The 23,255-nt window shown below is 43.6% G+C and carries 21 protein-coding genes; 7 read left to right on the top strand and 14 right to left on the bottom strand.

Annotated elements, in window-relative coordinates:
* Positions 1–35 precede the first annotated feature (35 nt).
* The 3 genes from QMA04_RS06925 to QMA04_RS06915 form a co-directional block, all read right to left on the bottom strand.
* The gene (locus tag QMA04_RS06925; RefSeq protein WP_191715631.1) at positions 36–1,397 is read right to left on the bottom strand and encodes a copper amine oxidase; all 1,362 of its coding nucleotides are present in this window, start codon (positions 1,395–1,397) and stop codon (positions 36–38) included.
* 116 nt (positions 1,398–1,513) lie between these two features.
* Positions 1,514–2,233: an anti-sigma factor gene (locus tag QMA04_RS06920; RefSeq protein ID WP_290184730.1), complete on the bottom strand. Its 720-nt coding sequence runs from the start codon at positions 2,231–2,233 to the stop codon at positions 1,514–1,516.
* Positions 2,226–2,792, bottom strand: a complete 567-nt coding sequence (locus tag QMA04_RS06915; RefSeq protein ID WP_191715629.1) for an RNA polymerase sigma factor — start codon at positions 2,790–2,792, stop codon at positions 2,226–2,228. The genes QMA04_RS06920 and QMA04_RS06915 overlap by 8 nt, the downstream gene beginning before the upstream one ends.
* A 254-nt stretch (positions 2,793–3,046) precedes the next feature.
* Between QMA04_RS06915 and QMA04_RS06910 the strand changes: the two genes are divergently transcribed.
* On the top strand, positions 3,047–3,943 hold the full coding sequence (locus QMA04_RS06910) for an SDR family oxidoreductase (protein WP_290184727.1): 897 nt from the start codon (positions 3,047–3,049) through the stop codon (positions 3,941–3,943).
* 28 nt (positions 3,944–3,971) lie between these two features.
* Here the strand turns inward: QMA04_RS06910 and QMA04_RS06905 are convergent, their stop codons facing one another.
* The 5 genes from QMA04_RS06905 to QMA04_RS06885 form a co-directional block, all read right to left on the bottom strand.
* Positions 3,972–4,403 carry an Hsp20/alpha crystallin family protein gene (locus QMA04_RS06905; RefSeq protein WP_191715627.1) on the bottom strand — a complete coding sequence of 144 codons (432 nt, stop codon included), beginning with the start codon at positions 4,401–4,403 and terminating at the stop codon, positions 3,972–3,974.
* 246 nt (positions 4,404–4,649) lie between these two features.
* On the bottom strand, positions 4,650–7,097 hold the full coding sequence (gene uvrA, locus QMA04_RS06900; protein ID WP_290184725.1) for an excinuclease ABC subunit UvrA: 2,448 nt from the start codon (positions 7,095–7,097) through the stop codon (positions 4,650–4,652).
* Between the two features lie 51 nt (positions 7,098–7,148).
* Positions 7,149–7,742, bottom strand: a complete 594-nt coding sequence (locus tag QMA04_RS06895) for a class I SAM-dependent methyltransferase (RefSeq protein WP_203340020.1) — start codon at positions 7,740–7,742, stop codon at positions 7,149–7,151.
* A gap of 160 nt (positions 7,743–7,902) precedes the next feature.
* A complete protein-coding gene (locus tag QMA04_RS06890) occupies positions 7,903–9,375 on the bottom strand; it encodes an aldehyde dehydrogenase family protein (protein WP_290184723.1) in 1,473 nt (490 codons plus the stop codon).
* A 104-nt stretch (positions 9,376–9,479) separates the two neighbouring features.
* The gene (locus QMA04_RS06885; RefSeq protein ID WP_203340022.1) at positions 9,480–10,217 is read right to left on the bottom strand and encodes an SDR family oxidoreductase; all 738 of its coding nucleotides are present in this window, start codon (positions 10,215–10,217) and stop codon (positions 9,480–9,482) included.
* Between the two features lie 174 nt (positions 10,218–10,391).
* Between QMA04_RS06885 and QMA04_RS06880 the strand changes: the two genes are divergently transcribed.
* Both QMA04_RS06880 and QMA04_RS06875 read left to right on the top strand, forming a co-directional pair.
* A complete protein-coding gene (locus QMA04_RS06880; RefSeq protein WP_290184721.1) occupies positions 10,392–11,081 on the top strand; it encodes a TetR/AcrR family transcriptional regulator in 690 nt (229 codons plus the stop codon).
* Between the two features lie 228 nt (positions 11,082–11,309).
* Complete coding sequence (locus QMA04_RS06875; protein WP_191716078.1) at positions 11,310–11,507, top strand: hypothetical protein; 198 nt, start codon at positions 11,310–11,312, stop codon at positions 11,505–11,507.
* Between the two features lie 437 nt (positions 11,508–11,944).
* Here QMA04_RS06875 and QMA04_RS06870 read toward each other — a convergent pair whose 3' ends face one another.
* From QMA04_RS06870 to QMA04_RS06855, 4 genes are all read right to left on the bottom strand, one after another.
* Positions 11,945–12,382: a PTS mannitol transporter subunit IIA gene (locus tag QMA04_RS06870; RefSeq protein WP_191715621.1), complete on the bottom strand. Its 438-nt coding sequence runs from the start codon at positions 12,380–12,382 to the stop codon at positions 11,945–11,947.
* A gap of 39 nt (positions 12,383–12,421) precedes the next feature.
* Complete coding sequence (locus tag QMA04_RS06865) at positions 12,422–13,894, bottom strand: PTS mannitol transporter subunit IIBC (RefSeq protein WP_191715620.1); 1,473 nt, start codon at positions 13,892–13,894, stop codon at positions 12,422–12,424.
* A gap of 306 nt (positions 13,895–14,200) precedes the next feature.
* Entirely contained in the window at positions 14,201–14,800 is a 600-nt protein-coding gene (locus QMA04_RS06860; RefSeq protein WP_290184718.1) for a TetR/AcrR family transcriptional regulator, read from the bottom strand.
* A 184-nt stretch (positions 14,801–14,984) separates the two neighbouring features.
* The gene (locus QMA04_RS06855) at positions 14,985–15,476 is read right to left on the bottom strand and encodes a DUF1648 domain-containing protein (RefSeq protein ID WP_191715618.1); all 492 of its coding nucleotides are present in this window, start codon (positions 15,474–15,476) and stop codon (positions 14,985–14,987) included.
* A gap of 577 nt (positions 15,477–16,053) precedes the next feature.
* Between QMA04_RS06855 and QMA04_RS06850 the strand changes: the two genes are divergently transcribed.
* Positions 16,054–16,740, top strand: coding sequence for a GIY-YIG nuclease family protein (locus QMA04_RS06850; RefSeq protein ID WP_290184715.1), 687 nt, complete (start codon positions 16,054–16,056; stop codon positions 16,738–16,740).
* Between the two features lie 244 nt (positions 16,741–16,984).
* Here the strand turns inward: QMA04_RS06850 and QMA04_RS06845 are convergent, their stop codons facing one another.
* Entirely contained in the window at positions 16,985–17,449 is a 465-nt protein-coding gene (locus QMA04_RS06845; protein WP_301611057.1) for a macro domain-containing protein, read from the bottom strand.
* 300 nt (positions 17,450–17,749) lie between these two features.
* Between QMA04_RS06845 and QMA04_RS06840 the strand changes: the two genes are divergently transcribed.
* From QMA04_RS06840 to pgeF, 3 genes are all read left to right on the top strand, one after another.
* Complete coding sequence (locus QMA04_RS06840) at positions 17,750–18,991, top strand: PucR family transcriptional regulator (RefSeq protein ID WP_191715615.1); 1,242 nt, start codon at positions 17,750–17,752, stop codon at positions 18,989–18,991.
* A gap of 120 nt (positions 18,992–19,111) precedes the next feature.
* Positions 19,112–20,242 (top strand): alanine dehydrogenase, encoded by a 1,131-nt coding sequence (gene ald / locus QMA04_RS06835; protein ID WP_191715614.1) that lies wholly within the window; start codon positions 19,112–19,114, stop codon positions 20,240–20,242.
* A 131-nt stretch (positions 20,243–20,373) separates the two neighbouring features.
* Complete coding sequence (gene pgeF / locus QMA04_RS06830) at positions 20,374–21,132, top strand: peptidoglycan editing factor PgeF (protein ID WP_290184712.1); 759 nt, start codon at positions 20,374–20,376, stop codon at positions 21,130–21,132.
* Between the two features lie 286 nt (positions 21,133–21,418).
* Here pgeF and QMA04_RS06825 read toward each other — a convergent pair whose 3' ends face one another.
* The gene (locus QMA04_RS06825) at positions 21,419–22,717 is read right to left on the bottom strand and encodes an L-lactate MFS transporter (RefSeq protein WP_191715612.1); all 1,299 of its coding nucleotides are present in this window, start codon (positions 22,715–22,717) and stop codon (positions 21,419–21,421) included.
* Positions 22,718–23,255 lie beyond the last annotated feature (538 nt).

Raw genomic sequence — 23,255 nt, 5'->3', positions numbered from 1 at the left:
CTTTGGAACAGCCTTTCATAGTTTTCAAGTCGTTTTTATTGTTTGCGGAAACGCAATGCCAGGGTTGTAGTCAATCCAGCAAGCATCAGGCCAGCCAAAATCCACAAGTATGGAATCGTGCCGGAATCAGCTGTGCCGCCCATACCCGTTGCAGGCATTTCTGAAGGCATTTCTGTGGAACTGAACTCTTCCGGGAACTGGTCAACAATCGCCGCTGACAGTCCCGCTGCCGGCATAGTCATATGCGCGTATGCTTCACGAATCGAGCTGTAAGCTGTCTCGTAATCCCCCGCTACATACGAATCAAAAGCCACAAGCAATTGATCGACGTGTGCTGTCAAACCGGCTTCAAAATCCGCTGCCGGAATGCGGCCTTCGGTCGCTGCATCCAATAAGGCAGCCTGTTCTACGATATAGGCGTCAAGATCCGCTTTCGCTTGTTCCTGCGCTTCTGCATCACCTTCACCGGTCGCTACCACATAATCCACAAAGTAGCCGATGTGTGAATTCCAGATTTCAGAGAATTGGGCTCCAGCTTCTTCGCCGTAAACAGATCCTACTGCTGCAGAAAGATCATCTGCATTGGCAAGAAGTGCTGCTGAAGCCTGGTCGAAACTTTCAGCGCCATCCGCGCCGTCCTGCATCGCCATCGCTGCAAGCCCTGCATGTTCTGTAAATGTCATATTCAGCTGTGCACGAAGATCAACTGCAGGTGTATCAGGATTTGTTCCTTCAAATACATCCGGGAATTGATCTGCAATCGCAACGGACAAACTTTCAGCAAACATGCTCATGTGGTGGATAGATTCGCGTTCGCCCGTGTAAGCCGCTTCAAAGTCACCCGCTACATAATCATCAAAAGCCATAACCAACTGATCCACGTGCATGTTCAAACCTTCCAGTACAGCATCAGCCGGCAATCTTCCTTCCGTTGCCGTATCGAAGAAAGCTGCTTGCTCCTGTTTGTATTCTTCCAGTGAAGCCAATGCCTGGTCTTTCGCTTCTTGGTTGTCCTCACCTGTTGCTACTACATAGTCCACGAAATAGCCGATGTGGGAGTTCCAGATTTCAAGGAAAGCTGCTCCGCCTTCTTCTCCATAAACAGAAGAGACTGCTGCTGCGATATCATCCGAGTTGGCTAAAAGCGCTGCTGAAGCCTGGTCGAAATCTTCTGCTCCATCCGCTCCTTTGCGCATCGTTTCAATTGCTAAAAAAGCATGTTCCGTCAATGCTGTATCAAGAGTGATGCGCAATTCTGCTGCAGGTGTTGCAGTGCTTGATTCCATCGCCGATTCACTTGATGCCGAATGGCCACCGTGGCTATCCGCCAATGCTGCTGTTGGTACCAATAAAGCCAAAGATAGTGGAAGTGCTAAAAGACATTTATTTAATTTCATATTCATCTCTCCTCTTTTTTTATAGTTTCATAGACATAACGGAGAGTGTTTTCATTTAGATCACATTTTTTAAAAAAAGAATTTAAATAAAAAAACTGGCCGCTAATGCGGCCAGTTTAAATCTCTGAACTCAGTACAACTTCACCTTTCGGCAATTCATTCCCTGCCTCGGGCTCGAGCGTAATGGCGATGGTATCCCATTCTGCTGAGGATTCTTCTAGTTGATAATAGCTGGCCCCTTCACCGTTCGGATTAGGAGAGAATGCGCCGGCTGGTATCGGTTTGTCGTCTTTGATCAGCCATACCTGGTAAACCTGGCTGGCATCCAATTCGGCCAATTGGTCGGCTTTCACCACAAGGTTCAATGCTCCTTGTTCTTCTATCATTGCCGCCGTTGCGGTTCCGGAAAATGCAGCACTCGGCTCTAATTCAATTGACTGTATCGCCGTTTCCGGTTCTTGATTCTGATCTGATAATTGCATGAATGCATAAGCATTACCCAATAATGAAGCAAGCAGGACCGCTGCAATCAGTGGCTTCCCGATGTGAAACTTTTGTTTAGGCTTTTGAATCGGTATGGCAGCCATTTCTGGTTTTAATGCTACAGGGGAATCGTTTTTTTCTGGTGTCCCTTCGAATACATTGGACAGGATACGTGATTTCATGCCTGCCGGCGGTTCCACCGGATCTGCAAGATAAGGGAGCTGGCCTGTCGCTTCAACGATTTCCTGGCATTCTGTACAGGATGTTAAATGTTGTTCAAATTGGTCCGTATCATTTTTTGATAAGGTTCCATTCAGATAGTCAATTAGTTGATCACAATCCATATTAGTCATCATATGCCCCCCTTCCCTGCATTCCGTGCAGTGATGTTTTTAATTTCTTTAATGCCAGCCGTATTCGGCTCTTAACGGTCCCTAGCGGAATGTCACACATGTCCGCGATTGTTTCGTGTGTATGGCCTTTGAAATAAAACAAATCAATCATTTTTTGCTGTTCACTCGATAGACGCTGGACGGCTGTTTCAATTTGGCCTTTCTTTTCCTTCCATTCCACCTGCTCGTCAACAGGCAGATCGTGGCTGGCCATTTGCATCGCCTCTTCAATCGGAACAGAAGGCTTTTTGCGTTTCCTGATTAAATCGATGGCCGTATTCTGCGCCATTCTGAAGAGCCATGATGTAAACTTGCCTTTGCTTTCATCGTAAATCCCTTTGCCCCGCCAAATCTTGATAAACACTTCCTGCAAGGCTTCTTCTGCCAGTTCGCGATCTTCCAGCATCTTGTAGAGAAAAGAAAACAAGATTTTTTCATAGCGGTCGTATAATTGCTCCAATGCCGCTTTATCCTGTTCGCTGATTCGCATATATAAATATGTATCGGTACTTTTTTCCATTCCCGGTCTCCCTTTTTACATATTTCGTAAGTCTACTTTACTATAGTTGGCGCTCCAGGAATATCATTTCTTCTTACGAAATTTAAATACGCTCCAATACGGCCAGTTGATACTGAATTGTATATCGCCATATCGCTTATTTTGTCCTTAAGCTGCTATTACTTATAAAACGCATTAAAGGCAAATTTAGTTCACTTTTTTGAAAATCCGGGAATACATTAGGTAACAAAAGATTAGTGACTGGAGGAATTTGCATGAGGTATAACATCACTGCTGCAACTGGAAACCTGGGCTCCAAAATAGTCGAAGAAGCACTGAAGCATATTGCTCCTGAAAAGCTGATACTGACGGTTCGGAATCCCCACAAAGCGGCACAGTTCCAACAGCAAGGTATCCAGATCAGACAAGCCAATTACCGTTCCGAGCAAGAACTTGCTTCAGCTTTCAAAGATACAGATGTCCTTATCTATATTCCGAGTCTGACTTTTCCAAGTGTTTCCCGAATTATGGAATTTGAAAATGCCATGATAGCAGCTGAAAAGATGAACGTGAAGCAATTTCTGTTTATCGGATTTATGGCGGATCAAGGCAATAACCCATTCAAGATGAGTCCATTTTTTGGCTATGTCCAACGCCGTCTCGCTTCCGGAACTGTGCCTTACACATATATACGCAATGGCATGTATTCCGATCCCTTGCCGCCTTACCTGCCTGAATTGGCAAGACGGGGAAAGATCCTTTATCCAGTGGCGGATGAGCGGATATCGTTCATTTCAAGAAAAGACCTTTCAACTGCCATTGTCCAGATTGCCTTGAGAGAAGACTTGCATAACCAAGAACATACCTTAACTGGAACCAAAGCCTGGTCTATGGAGGAGCTGGCGCAATTGTTCACGCAAATCAGTGGTTCGCCGATTGTTTACGCTCCATTGTCCAACGATGAATTTGCCTCAACTTACGATGAACCAAAAGGCTTTGGCTCTGTACTTGCTTCTTTGTATCAGGCCGCTGCTAAAGGACTGATGAGTGAAGTAACGGATGATTTTGAACGCATCACAGGGAAACCTGCGGAAAACCTTGATTCTTATGTAGGACGGGAATATCGAAAATTGATGGGCTCCCATTTTAAAAGACCAAACAGCCGGATATAGCTGTTTGGCCTTTTGTCATTCTATGTTATTACTCGATCAGAATCTGATGCCCTTCTTCTGTTTTTTTGTCTTCTTTGGATTTTGGCACCTGCAACATCAAAACGCCGTCTTTGAAGGATCCGGAAATATCATCTTGTTCCACTTCACCAACGTAGAAACTGCGTTTAAAAGAACCATAGGAACGTTCTTTCCGGATATAATGGCCTTCATTTTCGGTTACTTCTTTGTTTTCTTCTTTCTTGCCTTGAAGCTGAAGGTACCCGTCTTTGTATTCAACCGAGATGTCTTCTTTTTTGAAGCCTGGAAGGTCCACTTCCACTTCATAATGGTCTTCTGCGTCTTTTATATCTACTTGCGGATAATTGGCTTCTTTGAAGAAACGGTCGAATACATCCACTTCAAAATTACTGTCAAAAAGGCTCGGGAAAAAATCTTCCCGTTTTCTTGGCAAAAGTCTCATCTTTAAACTCTCCCTTCGGAAAAATTTAAACGAATTTACTTCGACACTCTCTAAAACCCGTTATATCCTTTCCTATACAAGCAGAGCCTTTCTGTTACACCACCTATCCCTCCTTTAGTTTCAGTTTACCGATGGATGAGTGAATTATTACTCTTTCTAATAATAATTATAGAAAATGGTGTTTTATTGTCAATTAAAAGCTTTCAAGATTACGGGTAGATTCAGACTTTTTACTGCGTGTGTCTGTCATAGATATATTCCCGTATAGGAATCCTCGCACGCTTTGATGTCTTCAGGAGTACCTTGGGCAATAACGCTGCCGCCCGCAGCTCCGCCTTCCGGTCCGAGATCGATGACCCAATCGGCTTGTCGGATGATTTGCGTATTGTGCTCTACAATGATTACGGTATGCCCTTCATCCACCAGCTTATTGAGCAGAACCAGCAGTTTTTTGACATCGTTCGGGTGAAGTCCTGTTGAAGGTTCATCTAAAATATAAAGCGTTTCCCCTTTTGCATGTCTGTTCAGTTCTTTCGCGAGCTTCAGGCGCTGGCCTTCTCCACCAGATAAAGTCGTCAAAGTCTGCCCCCACTTCAAATAACCCAGACCCACTTCGCTAAGGAGTTCTATAGTAGAAACAATTTTGTTTTGGCCTATAAAAAAATCGACGCTTTCCTCAATGCTGGCATTGAGAATGTCTGAAATGGATTGCCCTTTGTATGTCACAGCCAATACTTTCTCCTTGAAACGCTTGCCCGAACAAACCGGACAGACTACTTCCAAATCCGGCAGGAAATACATCGGCGTGAATACAAAACCCATTCCCTGACAATGTTCGCAGCGTCCTCCTTCTGTGTTGAAGGAAAAATGTTTGGCGGTCAAGCCGCTTTCCTTAGCTTGAGGCAGTTTTGCGAACAGGTTTCGGAACAGTGTATAGACCTCTGTATAGGTCGCCACATTGGAACGTTGCATACGCGTCAAACTGGATTGATCAACTGTCACCATCCGTTTAATCCCTTCTTTGCCCGTGATCTTGTCATATCCATCTTTCACATGGCCTTCTTCTCCACTGGCTGCCAATATGTCAAAAAGCAAAGATGATTTCCCGGAACCCGACACTCCTGTCACCGCATTAAAACAGCCCATCGGAATAGACACCGTTATATTCTTCAAATTATTCTTGTGAGCGTTGTGAATGGTAATACTCTGGCCATTTCCTTTTCTGCGCATAGTTATCTGCGCCTTTTCTTCCTTCAGATAAGCACCCGTCACCGATTTTTCTTGTTTCATCAAAACTGGCAGCGTACCTTCTCCAACAATCTCACCGCCGTTTATTCCCGCGCCAGGACCCAAATCGATGATCCAATCCGCCTGTTTCATGACATCGATGTCGTGTTCTATGACCAGTACCGAGTTCCCCAATTCTCGCAATTTTTTTAAGACGTCGACCAGCCCTTGTGTATCCTTAGGATGCAACCCCGCAGTCGGCTCGTCCAATATATACAAAACGCCTGTTAAACTGGAACCCAAAATAGTAGCCAGTCTCAGCCGTTGTGCTTCTCCGCCGGATAAGGTGGCTGACTGCCTTTCCATCGACAGATAACCAATCCCTACGTGAATAATGCGCTTAATTTTTTCTGACAATTCAAAGACAAGTGAAACTGCAACAGATTCGTCATTCCGCTTAAAATCTCCAGAAATTTCCTCGACCCATTCGAGTATCAATTCCAATGAAGTGTGAGAAACGTCAGAAATCGTTTTTCCACCTACCGTGACTTCACGGCTCTGCTTTTTCAGTTTGGTGCCTTGGCATTCCGGACAAAGCTGCTGAAAGAAAAAGTCCGCCTCTCCCGAGTTACCGCCTTTCTCCCGATACCTTCGCCACATCCCAGTCAAGACGCCTTCAAACTTTCCTTTGGCGACCGTTTTAGGAGGCTGCACTTTCGGATAATTCTTGGTGAACCTTTCATCCTCTACTCCGTAATACAGCAGATCCTTCTGAACGGTCGTCCATTCCTTTATCGGCAAGTCTTTGTCGAGCGTGAATCCATAATGCTTAGCTGCTGCCATTGCTGAATTCCCGTAATAATCAGTGATTGCAGAATTCCAAATGACTACGGCACCTTCGTTCAGGCTTTTCTCGTCATCAATCACCTGTTCCGTTCGAATCCCTAACTTTTTCCCAAGTCCCGAACAGGCTTCACAAGCCCCTTCAATTGTATTAAAAGAAAAATGGGCTTTTTTCAGGTTTGCCATTTCGTAGCCGCACGCTGAGCAGAACATCGTCTCGCTTTCCTCGTCCAAGTCTTTGGGTTTTCTAATTTTTTCATGGCAATTCGGGCATTCACGAACGCCCAATTTTTCATAGATGATCCGCAGGTACGTATACATATCTGTCACCGTGCCGACCGTTGACCGCGGATTTCGGTTGGTGGATTGCTGCTGTCCGATGCCGATGGATGGAGACAGGCCGCTGATTGATTCCATTTTGGGTTTATTGATGAAATTGGTGGTCATGCCATTCAGTTCCATGTATTGCCGTTGGCTTTCCCGTTGTATGATGTCCAATACCAATGTCGATTTCCCTGAACCCGAAGGCCCGGTAATCACCACAAACTGCTGTTTAGGAATCGCTAAGGAGACATTCTTCAAATTATTCTCAGAAGCCCCTTTAATATGAATATAATCCGTCACGTCCATCGCCTTCTTTCTGTTAGTAGCGATAACTTGCTGCAGAAAGCATCATTATTGAATACAGCGGCTTTCAATCGTTAAAAACAGCCCTTTATAGTAAGAAGTCACTTTGTCGACTTTCAAACCCGAATTGGCCACCAACCAAAGCGTATCACGGTCCAAATGGCAGCCGTCACAGAGCTTTTTCCATAATGGAGTCAAGGCTACCTGAGTTTTCCCAAAGATTTTCTGATCCATTATAACGTGCTCAAACATTAGAATTTTCGCCCCTGGCTTGCTGACCCTCTGAATTTCTCGCAGCGCCTGTTCAGGATTGGGAATGGTGCAAAACACCAAAGTGGCCATTACCGTATCGAAACTATTATCCGCGAAGGGAAGATTTTCAGCGGTTGTCTGGTATGTAGCAATCGGGATTTGGGCTTTTTTGATCCGCTTGATGGCCTGTCTGCTCATAGCAGGATTCGGCTCGATGGCATCAACCCGTTCAACGTTCCGATAATAACGGAAGTTCGCTCCTGTCCCAAATCCGATTTCCAATACCCGGCCTTCCGCTTTCCGTACTAAACCGCTACGGATCTTTTCAAAGCGCATCTTCTCCAGCGGCTGCATCGCTGTATCGTACAAATGTGGAAACAATCCGGCCACCGTTCATCAACTCCTCTTTCCAAATTCACTATTGTATATAGGATTCGACTCTTTCTTTGTTATTCCCTTGTATTGGCTTATTGATTGTTTATCCATAACTGCTGTTTGACTTAATAAAAAAATACAGCCACAATCAGGTGGCTGCATGTATAAACATCTATTATTTTTTTGTATTGTCGACAAAAGGACCATATTGGCGGCGCTTGTGTTGAACTGATAGCCATTTGAGCGTCGAGAATTCTTCCAAGACCCACTCGCCGTTAAAGCGGCCGAGCCCTGAATCTTTTTCTCCTCCGAACGGCATATGCGCTTCATCATTGACCGGCTGATCATTGACATGAATCATGCCCGTGTGAATCTGATGTGCAATATTTGTTCCGTGCTCGATATTCGCTGAATGCACAGCACCACTCAATCCAAATGGATAAGCATTTGCCATGTCAATCACTTCTTCATCACTGCTGAACGGAATTAAAATTGCAACAGGACCGAAGATTTCGTTTTCAGCCAGTGGCATGTCGTTAGTTACGCCAGTCAACACAGTCGGTTCGAGTACATTGTCTTTAGCGTTTCCGCCGAGACGCACTTCTGCTCCTTGTTCGACACTTGCGTCAATGTCTTTGAGAATGCGGTCGACTTGGTCGCGGTTGATCAATGGACCAACTTGTGTATCCTGCTCTGCTGGGTTGCCGAATTTTAATTTGCCGGCACGGGCAATAAACTCTTCAGCAAATTGTTCGTAAATGTCCTGATGAACGAAAATACGGTTAATGGCCATGCAAATCTGTCCCTGATGATAGAATTTGCCGAATAAAGCAGAATCGACCGCTTGGTCTACATCGGCATCTTCCAATACAATAAAGTTATTATTTCCGCCAAGCTCAAGTGCTGTTTTTTTCAAAGCGCCGCCAGCAAGTTCCCCGATACGTTTGCCGACAGGCGTCGATCCGGTAAAGGAAATCAAGCGAGGGGTCGGATGCTTAACGATATCATCACCGATTTCAGATCCCCGGCCGACTACCACGTTCAACAAACCTTTAGGCAATCCAGCCGCTTCAAAAATGCTGGCAAACAACAGCCCACCGGTTACAGGTGTATCAGTAGCCGGTTTGATGACCACCGCGTTGCCGATTGCGATGGCAGGTGCGATTGAACGAATCGCCAAGTGCAATGGGAAATTCCAAGGGCTGATGATGCCGATGACGCCCAGGGGATTTCGGTAGACCCTGTTTTCCTTGCCAGCATGCTGTGAAGGGAGAATCTTGCCTTCCATACGGAAAGGAAATGTTGCAGCTTCCTTTAAAATGTTAATGGATGCCCCGAACTCGACAGTCGCTTTGATGACTGTGCTGCCGGCTTCCTTGACCAGCCAATCGATGATCAGTTCTTTGTTTTCCAGCATGACTTCCAATGCCTTTTCAATGACTTCGCGTTTGGTTTGCGGCAATTCTTTAGCCCATGCTACCTGTGCTTCAGCAGCCGCCTTGTATGCAGCATCCAAATCGTTTTTGTCTGCTGCCTGAGTAGTTACCAGCTCTTCCCCTGTAAAAGGGTTCGTGTTTTTCATTTGGCTGTCGCTTGAACCTTTTATCCATTCACCATTTATATAGATCTTCGAGAAATCGGTTTTCATTTGAATCGTCTCCATCCTTGTTTCGATTTACCCCGCTTTAACGGTCATTATGGAACAACTAACATCCAGTGGAGATAAAGAACCCCTTTGATTGAAGGTTCTCTTTAAGGTTGTTGTCTCGGGCGAATCAGAATCTCGTTCACATCAACATGCGCCGGCTGCTCTACAGCGTAAGCAATAGCGTTGGCGATGTCCTGCGCATTGAGCAATTCCATTTGGCCGCCTTCTTTAAAGGCATTCAACACATCATCGTCGGTGATCGTGTTCGTCAATTCTGTGGCTACTGCACCCGGAGATACAATAGTCACACGGATTTCATGTGACGGGTCAATTTCCATACGCAACCCTTCCGATATGGCGCGCACTGCAAATTTGGTTCCACTATAAACTGCACTGCCTTTGGAAATTGTATGGCCGGCTACTGAAGAAACATTTAAAATATGGCCGAACTTCTGTTTTTCCATAATTGGCAGGACTGCAGCGATTCCGTAAAGGACGCCTTTGATGTTGACATCGACCATCCGATCCCATTCATCGACTTTCAACTTGTTCATGAACGACAAGGGCATCAAACCGGCATTATTGACCAATATATCAATTTTTCCATATTTCTCAATTGCCCGATCAGCCAAGGCTTTCATTTCATCTGCAGAAGTTACATCCGTTACCTGATAATCTGCTTTTCCGCCAGCGGCTTCGATTTCTTCTTTCAGTTCTTTCAACCGCTCTTCACGTCTTGCAGCGAGCAAGACGGAATAGCCGCGAGCCGCTAACTCTTTGGCTGTTGCTTCCCCAATTCCACTGCTTGCTCCTGTAATAATTGCTGTTTTTTCTGTTGTCATATCCGTTCATCTCCGTTCTTTTACTTTAGACTTTTTTCCAAAAAACAGTCTACAATAAATGGGTCTTATCCTCTTTACCCACACCATGGATATTGTTAAACAAGCAGACGAAAAATTAACCATCTGCCTTAAGCTTGAATATGCTATAATTTCCCTAAAGATGGGGGTGTTTTTATGCGTAAAATTTCACCGGAGGAAAGGCGGGTCATGCGCCGATCCTATGCTGAAAAAATAATGGAAACTGTTCGGACAAAAGGATTCATTACATTGACGATTCAAGATCTGGCTCGTTTAATGGGAATCAGCAGAGCTTCCCTGTATAATTTTTTCGCATCAAAAGAAGACATCATCCTGGAAGTTACCGAAATCTATATTGAGTATTTGAAAAGAAGCAACGATTTCATCAGCAATCCCCGCTACCCCTATAGCCAGCGGTTGCCAAGTGTATTTGAACAAGCGGCTTTTTCTGCTGTTTATGCTTCAGAAATTTACTTGAATGAATTAAAGATAACCTGCCCTTCTTTATATGAAAGAAAATTGGAATTATCAAATGAACGGATTTCCGCCCTCCATGCTTTTTATGAAAATGGGATGATCGATGGGGATTTCAATTTACTCAATCCGGCATTGATTGTGGCACAGGACGATGCCGCGTTAGGTAAAATACTGAACTCTTCGTTTTTGTCAGACGAAAACATGCCATTGGAAGACAGTATGTACGGCTATTACAAAATCATGAAACATCGTACTTTTGCGTCCGCATCCTTAAAAGCCACTAAAGATCCCTACATCGATAAAGTGGTGGCCACTATCGTCGGACAGCTCACAAAAGACCATTCTGCAGAACTTCAAAAAAATAGTTAAATTGGACTTGCTCCTCTTTATTATGCCGCTTAAAAGCTTTGTCACAGATTTGTGACAAAGCTTTTTTCTTTCATTAACGGCCAAGCAATAAAGTTTGGATTTTTAATCTGCTGGGAATAGAATTGAAACAGTAAACACATTATTGTCATTGTCGAGTAATAAATGTTTTAAAATTCTGACAAATAGATTATAATTACGTTCAACTACTTAAAAAAGGAGATGGTGAAAATGAACTTGGACTCGATAAAAGGCTCAAGCATGATCGTTAAGATGGCGCGTGCATTAGTGGAGGACGGTTGGTCATTTACTCCCAATGAATTTGATGTCATCGTAAAAGCAGAACATAAAGACACAGGAGAAGCCATCTCTTTTAATTCAATAGGCAACCTAAAAAGATGGATGTATGAAAAAGCGCTCAGCTATTGACTACCAATTATATGAAATCCCAAAAACCCCTCGCAGACCACAAAGGTCTGCGAGGGTTTTTTGGAGTCGCTTCATAGACAATCTGCTTTTTTACACACTTCTGCATTGATGCCCTGCATTTTTAGAAATTCAACGATTTCACGCGCTGTTTTCGGTTTGGGATTAGCATAAAATAAGGTTCCGCTCATTTTCATCAACCTCCAAGACTTATTCATAGTCTCAGTATACAGAACAAATATGAACAAACTATTACCAAATTGAAATTTGTTCAAAATTTCCTTCTTAAATAAACGCCAAAATGCTGCCTGAGCAATAAATTTCTTATAGTTAAGCAACAAATAGGCACTGATTCCCGCTAGTGCCTACCTATTCCGACTTCATAAAATCGTTTTTTTCATCTGAGCGGATCGCCGTTTCCAAACCTGAAACTGCCTAATTCAGCTTACTTCACTGAACAGATCCATAATCTCGTCTTCTGAAGTGGCGTTCAAAATCTTGTCGATGTTTTCTTCTTCTGAACAGACAATTGCAATGTTCGATAAAATTTCCAAATGCTCGTTGTTTTTTCCGGCGATGCCGATCAGGATTTTCGCGATGTTGCCACTTCCAAAATCGATCCCTTCCGGAACCGTGACTACGGATATGCCCGTTTCCAGCACGTTCGCTTTCGCGTCTTCCGTACCATGCGGTATCGCCAGGCTATTGCCCATAAAAGTAGAAGCCATTCCTTCACGCTCCAGCATTTTGTCTACATAACCAGCATCCACATAGCCATTGTCCACCAGAATTCCTCCTGTGTAACGAATGCCTTCTTCCATAGTAGACAGTGGGACATTTAGTTTGATGTTTTCCCGTTTTAATACGGCTTTTGCCATTTCCATCACTCCCGTCAGAATTTTAACTTAGATGACTGGTTATTTTTTCAACCGCTGTGCCAGTTTGTCGTATTCTGGACTATTCATGAAATTTTCGACAGAAATATGCTCAGCCTGCGGCAATTTTTCTTTGGCGCGCGGTGTCAGATCTTTATGAGTGACGACAATATCCGCATCTTCCGGCAATTGGCTGATGGCGGTATTGGTGACTGGAATATCAATATTTTCTTTTTTGAATTTGTTCTTCAATAAAGATGCACCCATCGCGCTCGACCCCATGCCAGCGTCACAGGCAAAAACGACTCGCCGTACCTGATCGGCTCTTTTCATGCCCGGATCCGACGTTACCACAGCACCTTCCTGCAGGACATCACTGTTGGCATCCGCTGTCGGACCTTGCGCAGCCTGAGGGGCCAAATAGCCGGCTGCTGCACTTTTCTTGCCTTTCATCTCTTCCATTTTGCCTGTAGCAGCCGATAGATCTTCTTCCACGTCTTTAGTCGTTTTCAATATGACTGAAGCAATGGTGAACGACACAGCAGCTGCCACTATTACCCCGAGAACCACTGCCACGTAATTGCCTTGCGGCGTCAGCGCTAGCAGCGCGAAGATGCTGCCGGGTGACGGAGTAGCGACCAAGCCTGCATCCAGTAGAACGAATGTGAACACACCGCTCATCCCCCCACCGATGACCGCCAGCAGCAAAAGAGGCTTCATCAACACATAAGGGAAGTAGATTTCATGAATCCCACCGAGAAATTGGATGATGGCTGCTCCTGGTGCTGAACTCTTGGAAATTCCTTTTCCGAAAATCATGAAGGCAAGCAGGACGCCTAGACCTGGTCCAGGATTCGTCTCCAAAAGAAACAGAATGGATTTGCCGTTCGTTGCTGCCTGCTCTACACCCAATGGACTCAATAAACCGTGATTGATGGCATTGTTCAGGAATAGTATTTTCGCTGGTTCAATGATGATGCTCGCCAGTGGCAACAAGCCGTTGTTGACAATGACTTCCACCCCGGCAGCGAGGCTGTTTGTCAATGAATTAACAATTGGCCCGACTCCTTTCAATGATATCCCCGCTAGAATTGCGGCTAAAATACCGGCCGAGAAATTATTGTACAGCATCTCAAATCCTGCACGTATTTTATCCAAGAACAACCGGTCAACCAATTTCATGAGATATCCGGCTAACGGCCCCATGATCATGGCACCTAGAAACATCGGAATATCAGATCCGACGATGACACCCATGGTGGCTGTCGCTCCGACTACGCCCCCGCGGAAGTCATACACCAACCGTCCACCAGTAAAACCGATCAGCAAAGGCAGCAAGTATTTAATCATGGGATCAACCAAGGTCGCTAAATCTTCGTTAGGCAACCAACCATCAGGAATAAATAATGCCGTTATGAGCCCCCAAGCGATGAACGCGCCAATGTTCGGCATGATCATTCCACTTAAATGACTCCCGAAGCGTTGGATCCGTGCACGATTCTTACCTTCAGCCATATAAATCCCTCTCTTCTGAAATTAATCATTCCAAAAAAACGAAGCCATACATAGAGAAGTTAAAAGAAATTTCGTTTTTTCCAAACTGCTTATTTCGACTATCGTTACATCGGTTCTCACCTCTTTCTGGGAAAGGAAGAAAAGAATGCTGAAAACAATAGAACTTTACTTAGATGGTAGCATATTACCATGATTAGATGTTAGTTTTTTCTGAATAATCAATTTAATTAATTATCAAAGACTTTCCTATCACTAATAACGGAACGGCAGCCATGACAAGCGGATTGTCATGGCTGCCGTTCTGTTTTATAAATTTATGTCTTCTTTGCAGATGGAATTCAAATGATAGATAACCATTTCCTGCTGGCGTTCCCGGCTGGTTTGGTCCGGCCTGACCATCGCATCCAATACCATGCCATCCAGTAAATAGATCAATCTGTCAGTTTCGTACGGAACATTCAGGTCCTTCTTCAGCATGTTCAATAAGATCAAGTTGGACATAATGTTTTTAATGGCCTGCAATGCTCCGTCCTGCTGTTCATTATAAGCTGCTTGTTTATGGTGGGCATGAACTTTAAAAATCAACCTTACTTTCGCTTCTGTTTCCAGTTCACTATCCGTTGGCAAGAACGTCAATAGCACATTGATGATCTTTTCCAAAGGCGGCAGTTCTTCCTGAAATATTGAGGCAGCAGCATCTGTCAAGCGTTCATACACCAGCGCTTCCGCATAAAGCATAAGTTCCTCCTGCGTAGAAAAGTAGTACCGCATTGCACCTAACGACAAACCGGCCTCCTTTGCAATTTTTCTTACAGATGCACTTTCCCTTCCTTGCTCCAGCATGATTTTCCACGTGGCCTGTGCAATCAACTGCTTACGCTCGATCGGATCAATTAGTTTTGGCATATTTCAATACTATCAGAATAATAATAATTTTCAATCTTTTTAACACAACTGTATTACACTATTTTTTGGACCGCTATATAAACAGTACAACTGTATCATCAAAATAGTAACAACTTTCAGAATTTGTGGATAACCCTTTTTGGCTGTGCGCAACTGTGCACAGCTGACTGTGGATGAAGATAATCTACTTCCGCAGCATACGAATCATAAAGAACAGGATGCTCCCAAAAATGACTGCCAGAAAAACGGGCATGAAGAATGAACCCAGACCATCCGCTTCTCCCAGAGCCACACGAATATTTTGAAAGTTGATCCAGCTGAACAAGATGACAATTTCATTCTTCAGTACATTGATCATCAATCGCCCATTTTTATATTGGGCTTCGGCATTCTCTTCTGTCAGGTTCAAATAATTATAGGTATGCGGATATTTTTCAAGTACTGACATGCCGATCCATAATGCCGCTCCGATTAATGGAAGGAGAAATAATTCTTCTTTTCCTCCCCAACGGTCGACTTGTCCCGCCCCATCATAATGGCCGGGCACTTGGTCAGGCAATGCACCATACTGAACAAATAAATACACCAACATCGTTAAAAATACCAGCACTGAAACAGCATTTAAAAAGCTCCCGAAACCTGTACCCGGAATATCGATTTTCGGTTGTTCCTTCAAAAAAAGTCCCCTCCCCTCTCCATCTGTTTTTTTAAAAAAACTCCCAAAGTCAGATATAGCAAGCTGTTCAGCACTGCACCTCAAAAATCCGTTTGTTTCTCCTTCCAAAAAACCAATTGAAAAAACTGAGCGATGTACAGCTAGTCACCTGTATTTTTTGCATCCAGACTAGCAGTGACTGCCTAAAAAGTAGTTTTACAAACTAAAGTCTGGCACCCTTCTTCTTCGCTTCCTTCACTTAACAGATCAGCAAAATAATCTCGCGGGTTTTCTTTAAACACTCTGATTGCAGAAAAAGTCCTTCAGCTTTTCAGACTTTTGCCTAATCCAGTAAAACTCTTTTGTCCAGTTTGTTCTATGTATAATTTCAGGAGATATTGGAACCTTGTCGATTCAATGCCTGTCAGTATCATTAAAGAATTCCCACCGTTTTTTATCAGCATCCCCCATTTTCCAGACATCCCCTTGTAAGTAAATTAATTTACATTTTTTGAACTTACACCCTCTAATTCCATCTAATATATATTATACTATAAGGAAAGCATTGATTTTTCAATCAGCTTGAGGAGGTGCCATTATGTTCAAGAAATTTTTCAGCAATTTTTCAAAAACCAGACCCGTCGCTGTTACTGAAGCTTCAAGGCCAACAATAGATACAGAGAAAATCTACCTCTTTGACTCTAACCAGCAGGAACTTGACCGGATTATTCAGCTACCGGCATTGCCTGGTAAAGCGCCTGGCTATGTCTATTTTGTTCAGGAATATATGACCGGCTCCTTCAAAATCGGCAAAACCAAACACATCGACAGACGGATGAATGTCTTCAACGTCAAATTGCCTTTTGAAAACAAATTGATTTTCCTTATTAAGACGGCTGATCACCATCAGACCGAAAGTGCCTTTCACCAACACTTTTCCGCTAAACGCCTGGAAGGTGAGTGGTTCAATTTAACTAGAGAAGACCTGGGATGGATCAAACGAGGCATTTACACTGAAAAAATCCAAAAAACCATTAATTCTCCTGCAGAAGTGATCAAACAACTTTCCGCCAATAAAGCCAAAACAGATGAAAAGCCGTTGACTCAAAAACAAGTGGAATACGCAAAAAACCTGGTACTCAAATTAGAGCCGGACTTTGAGCTCAATGCAGAATATGTAAACTGGACGCAAAAAGACTTGAACCGCTTAAGCGGTTATTTCCGTTTTAAAAACATCGGTGCTTTAAATAATCTTGTGGAAAGCGGTGTGCTCAAATCGAAATGATTTTCCGGGGTGATTTGGGGCTTCGGCGTTATGCCCAAGTTCTATGAGGTGCTATTGACCATTCCTGGTGAATTCTTCTCCGTTAAAGTCTGACACTGAAGTGGAACATACCAGCCAATTGACCAACCGGTCGATCACAACACTTTAACAATAGTTAAAAGCTTAGCCTTGGAACAAGCTGCCTTCCCATCACCGGAAAGACAGCTTGTTTCTTTCTGCCATCATCCAGAAATCAGCTGTGACTTTATCCGCTGAACAGCACCATATATACCAGCAGTTCTTGTGTTTCTAAAAATGACTCAATCTCCGAAACAGCTGTTTCCAGCGCCTGTTCTTTCGGGTAACCATAGATTCCTGAAGAAATAAGCGGAAATGCGATCGACTTGCAATCTAAAGATGTTGCCAGCGCCAATGAATTCCGGTAGCAAGAACGCAATAATTTCTCTTCTTCATGCGCACCGCCCTGCCACACTGGTCCCACAGTATGAATAATGTATTTTGCTTGCAAGCGGAAGCCTTCTGTGAAAACTGCTTTCCCTGTCGGACAATACCCAATTTCATCACAGGCCTGTTGTAACTGTTCCGCACCTGCTGCCCGGAAAATCGCTCCACAGACACCACCTCCCATTTGAAGCGCTGAATTGGCCGCATTAACAATAGCATCCGTTTCCATTTTGGTAATGTCGTTTTGGACTATTTCTAATGGCATGTTCATGATCCCCTTTCTTTCCTGTCTATTTTGGATTGAAACACTTCTGCCTTGGTAATCCGACTAAGAACGCCCATTATAAGTACTTCTTCACCTGATGCCTTTCATTCCCCTTTAACGAACCGATCACTTTTCTTTACCATAAACCTTGCCCCAAAAGATGTAAAGCCTCTCTTTCCGATATTATCCCTGTTGATTCTAGCTGACGGCTGTAGAGGAAGGCGCCTCTTTTCGTTATACTGATAATAGAGATTAATGACTACGGCTTTGAAGATTAAAGACCGTCAAAGGAGCGCCTCCATGAACGAAATGACACCAAAGAACCCATTCAAGAAATCTTTTTTCGATTTGAAGGAGCTGGTCGACAGCATCCACGAAAACCTGCTGTGTCCAGTCACTATTGAAGATACGAATCATCGCCTCCATGCTTACAGTTCCCATGAAGACGACACCGATGCTGCTCGGATCGGCACCATCATTTCGCAGCGCGTACCTGAAAAGGTGATTAATCGGTTATGGAAAGAAGGAATTATTCCAAAATTGATGCAGTCGGACGCTGCGCTGCGCATCCCCCATATCGAAGACATTGGGCTGCGTGACCGGGTAGCGATTGCCATTCGGAAAAACAATGAAATTTTAGGCTATATTTGGGTCGTCGAAGGACCTCGAAAACTCATGAATGAGCAATTGGACCTCTTGAAAGACGCAGCAAGTGCTGCGACTCCTTTGATGGCGAAGCTGTACCAGAACCGAAAACGAAAAGAAGAAAATTACCAAGACTTTTTTTGGCAGCTTCTTACTGGCCAATACAAATCCTTAAAAGAAATTCATGATAAATTCTATGACCTGAATCTGCGGATGCCGGACAGTTTTACAGTTTTAACTTTCCGATTCCAGCAGGACATCACCCGAAAAATGGAAGAACAACTTTCCTATTTGATCACCACCAGCCAGAAAATCATCAATCACTTTTTAGTGGTCATGGATGAGGAATTGATTTTGATCGCTTCCCCGCATCCATCACAGCCAGCAGACGAAGCCTTTGATGATTTTATATCCTTCTTCATTTCTGAAATGGCCAACCGTTTTTCCATTTTGGATGTTGAAGGCGCTTACGGAACAAGCTATGGCGATATTGATAAAGCAGAAACGAGTTACCAGGAAGCATCGAAAGTTTTGGAAATGAAGAAACGCTTTCCTGAGGAGCTCGAAAACGTCTTCCATTTCCGGCGCCTTGGCGTTTTCAGGTATATGGATGTGCTTCATAAAGACCAACGCGCTAAGCGATATGAGCATCCTGCCATCGCTAAACTTGAGACTTATGACAGACTTCATAATTCCAACCTGTTGAAGACATTGGAAGTTTTTATCCAACAAGACAGCAATATGAACGATGCAGCCAAAAAACTGTTTGTCCATACTAATACGCTTCACTACCGCATCAAACGCATCTCGGAAATAGGCAGTATCCGTCTAAGCGATGTCAATGAAAAACTGGGCATTTACCTTGATCTGAAAGCACGGAAATTTGATGAAAAATAGTCTTTTGTGAGATTTCACAAAAGAGTCGGACTTATTTCTTTATTTCATACAATGAACAACAACAGCGTTACCGCTATACTTATGGATATCTACACCATTCGTTTTATAGGGGGAAGAATAATGATTATTGGAATTCCGAAAGAAATCAAAAACAACGAGAACCGAGTGGCCATCACTCCTGCTGGAGTCGACGCTTTTGTAAGAGCTGGACATCAAGTCATCATCGAAACGGGTGCTGGATTGGGAAGCAGCTTTACAGATGAAGATTACATCGCGACAGGAGCGAAAATGGTTGGCTCAGCCCAGGAAGCCTGGTCTGCTGAAATGGTCATGAAAGTAAAAGAACCCGTTGCTTCTGAATACAAATACTTCCGTGAAGACCTGTTATTGTTCACTTACCTTCACCTTGCTGCTGAACCTGAATTGACAAAGGCATTGGTAGACAATAAAGTAACTGCGGTCGCTTATGAAACGGTTTCGGTTAACCGTACTCTTCCATTATTGACGCCTATGAGTGAAGTGGCTGGCCGGATGGCTGCCCAAGTCGGCGCTCAATTCCTTGAAAAAGTATACGGCGGCAAAGGAATCTTATTGTCCGGTGTACCAGGTGTGCAACGCGGCAAAGTGACAATCATCGGCGGTGGAGTTGCAGGGACGAATGCTGCGAAAATGGCAATCGGCCTTGGCGCACAAGTAACGGTCATTGACTTGAGCCCGGAACGCCTTCGCCAATTGGATGATATTTTTGGAACTGATGTGACGACATTGATTTCCAATCCATTCAATATCGCAGAAGCGGTGAAAGAATCTGATCTGGTTATCGGAGCAGTCCTCATTCCGGGATCGAAAGCACCGAAATTGGTGACAGAAGAAATGGTTCAATCCATGAACCCTGGCTCTGTTGTCGTAGATATCGCCATCGATCAAGGCGGAATCTTCGAAACAACAGACCGCATCAGCACACATGATGATCCGACGTATGTAAAACACGATGTAGTCCATTACGCGGTAGCTAATATGCCTGGCGCAGTTCCACGCACGTCGACAATCGCTTTGACGAATGTCACAGTTGGTTATGCACTGCAAATGGCCAATAAAGGCGTACAGAAAGCGATCGCAGAAAACCCGGCATTGAAGCTTGGCGTCAACACAGCAAACGGCAGCGTCACTTATGAAGCAGTAGCTAAAGACCTTGGCTTTGATTTTGTTTCAGTTGATGAAGCCTTAGCGAAACCTGCTTCATTGGTATAAGACATACACCACAAACAGCCCTCCCCTGTAATTTTTCAGGGAGGGCTTTTTTGTGCAATAAACTAAAGAGCTGCATCTGTCTTCCTCTGCATTTACTTTCTGTTACTCTATATGTAAGAAAGGTGATGAAAATGAAACTGAAATTCTATGCAAATGAAGAAAGCTTTATAGCCGGCATGACACAAAAAGACGCTGCCGAGCCTGAAAACAATAACATGGCGCTGCATGCCTGTGAAAATCCACAAATGGTTTTGGCCAATCGTGAAAAACTGGCACACCACCTGAACACTCCGCTCGCCCATTTCATATGCGCCAATCAAACGCATAGCGCCAATTTTCGGCGCGTCTCTAAAGCAGACAGCGGTCGCGGAGCAATTTATGCAAAAGACGCCTTTGCGGACACCGATGCGCTATATACCTATGATTCCGGCCTTGTATTATGCAGTTTTGCAGCTGATTGTGTACCTGTCATTATCCGCGACCGGAAAACCGGCTTGGTCGGCGTCATCCATTCCGGCTGGCAAGGTACCATCAAAGAGATCACATTGAAGTTGCTTCAGCAACTGATCGAGGTCGAGAAATCCGACCCGGATGACCTTGAAATTCAAATTGGGTCCGCCATCAGCCAACAAAAATTTGAAGTGGATCAAGACGTCTATTTCAAATTCGATGCCCTCGGCTATGCTTCTGAATTCATGTTTTATAATAATGCATCAAGCAAATACCATATCGACAATCAAGCCGTTGTAAAAAGACAATGCGAGCTTGCCGGTATACCTTCCGAACAGATTGATATCGATAGAACATGTACCTTTTCAAGCCCTGATGGCTTCTCATACCGTGAAAATAGGAATAGCGGCAGACATTTGATATTTGCAATGAAAAAATGACATTAGGCTACGCACAAGAAATTTCTGGACAAACAATCAAATAAGAACCTGAACCCTTTATATATATATATATGTCATTTTATGTTGCCAGGGTGCAAATCCTCTTCATATCGGTGATTTACAAACTATGATATAGACAAAAAATCCGTTTTCAGAAGACCTTAAAGGTTTTCGAAAACGGATCTTTTGCTTATTGGTGCTTTATAAGCGAAACTGCAGCATTTTTAAATCATGACTTTTATATCATTTTTCTTCTATCGAAATAACAACAATAGAACTAATTCTTTTAGTTATTTCCCTCTTGAAGATTAAGTCCTTTTGAAGCAGATTTTTGTGTTTTCTCCGCTTTCGGATGTCCTTCAATTCGTTTGATATCCCAACGGATCAATAACGAAATCAAGAAAGCAATGGAAACCAAAACGATGAAAATGTAGAAAACCGGTTCATAGCTGCCTGTACGTTCTCTGACTTGCGAAACGATAGCAGGTCCGATAATGCCGCCCATCGACCAAGTTGTCAATAAATAACCGTGGATTGCACCCAATTGTTTGGTTCCAAAAAGATCTCCGACAAATGCTGGCAAGTTGGAGAATCCTCCGCCGTAACAGCTGACAACTACCAAAATCAACGCTTGGAATACCAATACATGTGTGATGTTTGGAAGCATCGTGAATGCCACTATTTGAAGAGCGAAGAAAATGGTGAAGACTGTTGGCCGTCCGATGTAATCGGAAATTGCCGCCCACCCGAGTCGGCCGCCGCCATTAAAGATTCCCATGATACCGACTAACGTAGCAGCGCCTGCTGCAGAAAGTCCGATTAATTCCTGTGACATCGGTGATGCCACCGAGATGATCATGATGCCCGCACTGACATTGATCAGCATCATCGACCAGACCATCCAGAAGCGGCGAGTCTTGACTGCTTCTTTAGCAGTCAATTGCGCCAAATCCTTTTTCATTACTTTTTTGCCCGAATCAATTGCTTGCTGCATACCAGCTGGCATCCAGTTTACAGGCGGCGGTGCGATGTATGAAGCACCCAAGATGATCAAGATAAAATAGCTGATGCCTAACATGTAGAAGGTAGTGCTGACGCCAAATGACTCCATCAGGTTGGCTGCAACAGGTGCTGTAATCAAAGCTCCTGCGCCGAAGCCCATAACAGCCATTCCTGTAGCCAATCCTCTGCGGTCCGGAAACCATTTAACAAGAGTGGAAATAGGTGCAATATAGCCTACCCCTAATCCAAGTCCACTTAACAAACCGTATGTAAGAAGGAATAAAACCAGTGAATCAATTTGAACAGCAAAGCCTGCTCCAGCTTGTCCGATACCGAATAGGAAAGCTGCTAAAATTGCTGATCTCCGTGGACCGTTCTTCTCAACAAATCCTCCGAAGAATGCAGCGGAGATTCCTCCAAGTGCCATCATAATGGTGAAAGCATACGTAATTTCTTTAGGTGCCCAGCCCATTTCAGCGCTGATCGGTGTTGTGTAGACGCTATAGGCATAAGCCGCTCCAATGGATAATTGAATCGCTATGGCTGCTAAAGCAATCAGCCATCTGTTTTTTGTTTTGCCCATTAAAAATCCTCCTTTAAACCATTTTTATCTGCTTCAACGTTTTAGAAGCGATTCTAAAGAGAATATATGCTATTGCAAAATAATACAAGGGTATTTTTGAAAATATTTATTTCCATTTGCAGCTGAAATGTCGTGAATCCTTGCGGCTGTAAGAAGAAATGTCTAATAATATTTTTTAAAAAATTTGAAATAATCTAGAAAACTATATTTTTGTTGTTTTTATACACGTGATATGTTGGTCAATATTACTTTTTTAGAATATTCTCTTCTTTAACTATTGAATATTCTGCTTTAAGCATGATTTCTGCAATCACAGACATTTTAAACAGTTTTTTTATTCAAATAAGTTAAAGTAAATAAATAACACAGAATAGTCACAGATACCCCGAGTTACGGTCTTGACCTGCTAAAGACTTACAAAAATTCTGAAAATGTAAACGCTTTACTGACTATTACAATAAATCGGTTTTGCGGCAGGACTGGGAACTTGAATCAGATTAAAGGAGCGATTTTAATGACAGCAACAAAAGGTTTAGAG

Origin of the sequence: Planococcus sp. APC 3900 (genome assembly GCF_030407735.1) — a bacterium.
GTDB lineage: Bacteria > Bacillota > Bacilli > Bacillales_A > Planococcaceae > Planococcus > Planococcus notacanthi.
This window is presented reverse-complemented; position numbering and strand designations above follow the sequence as displayed.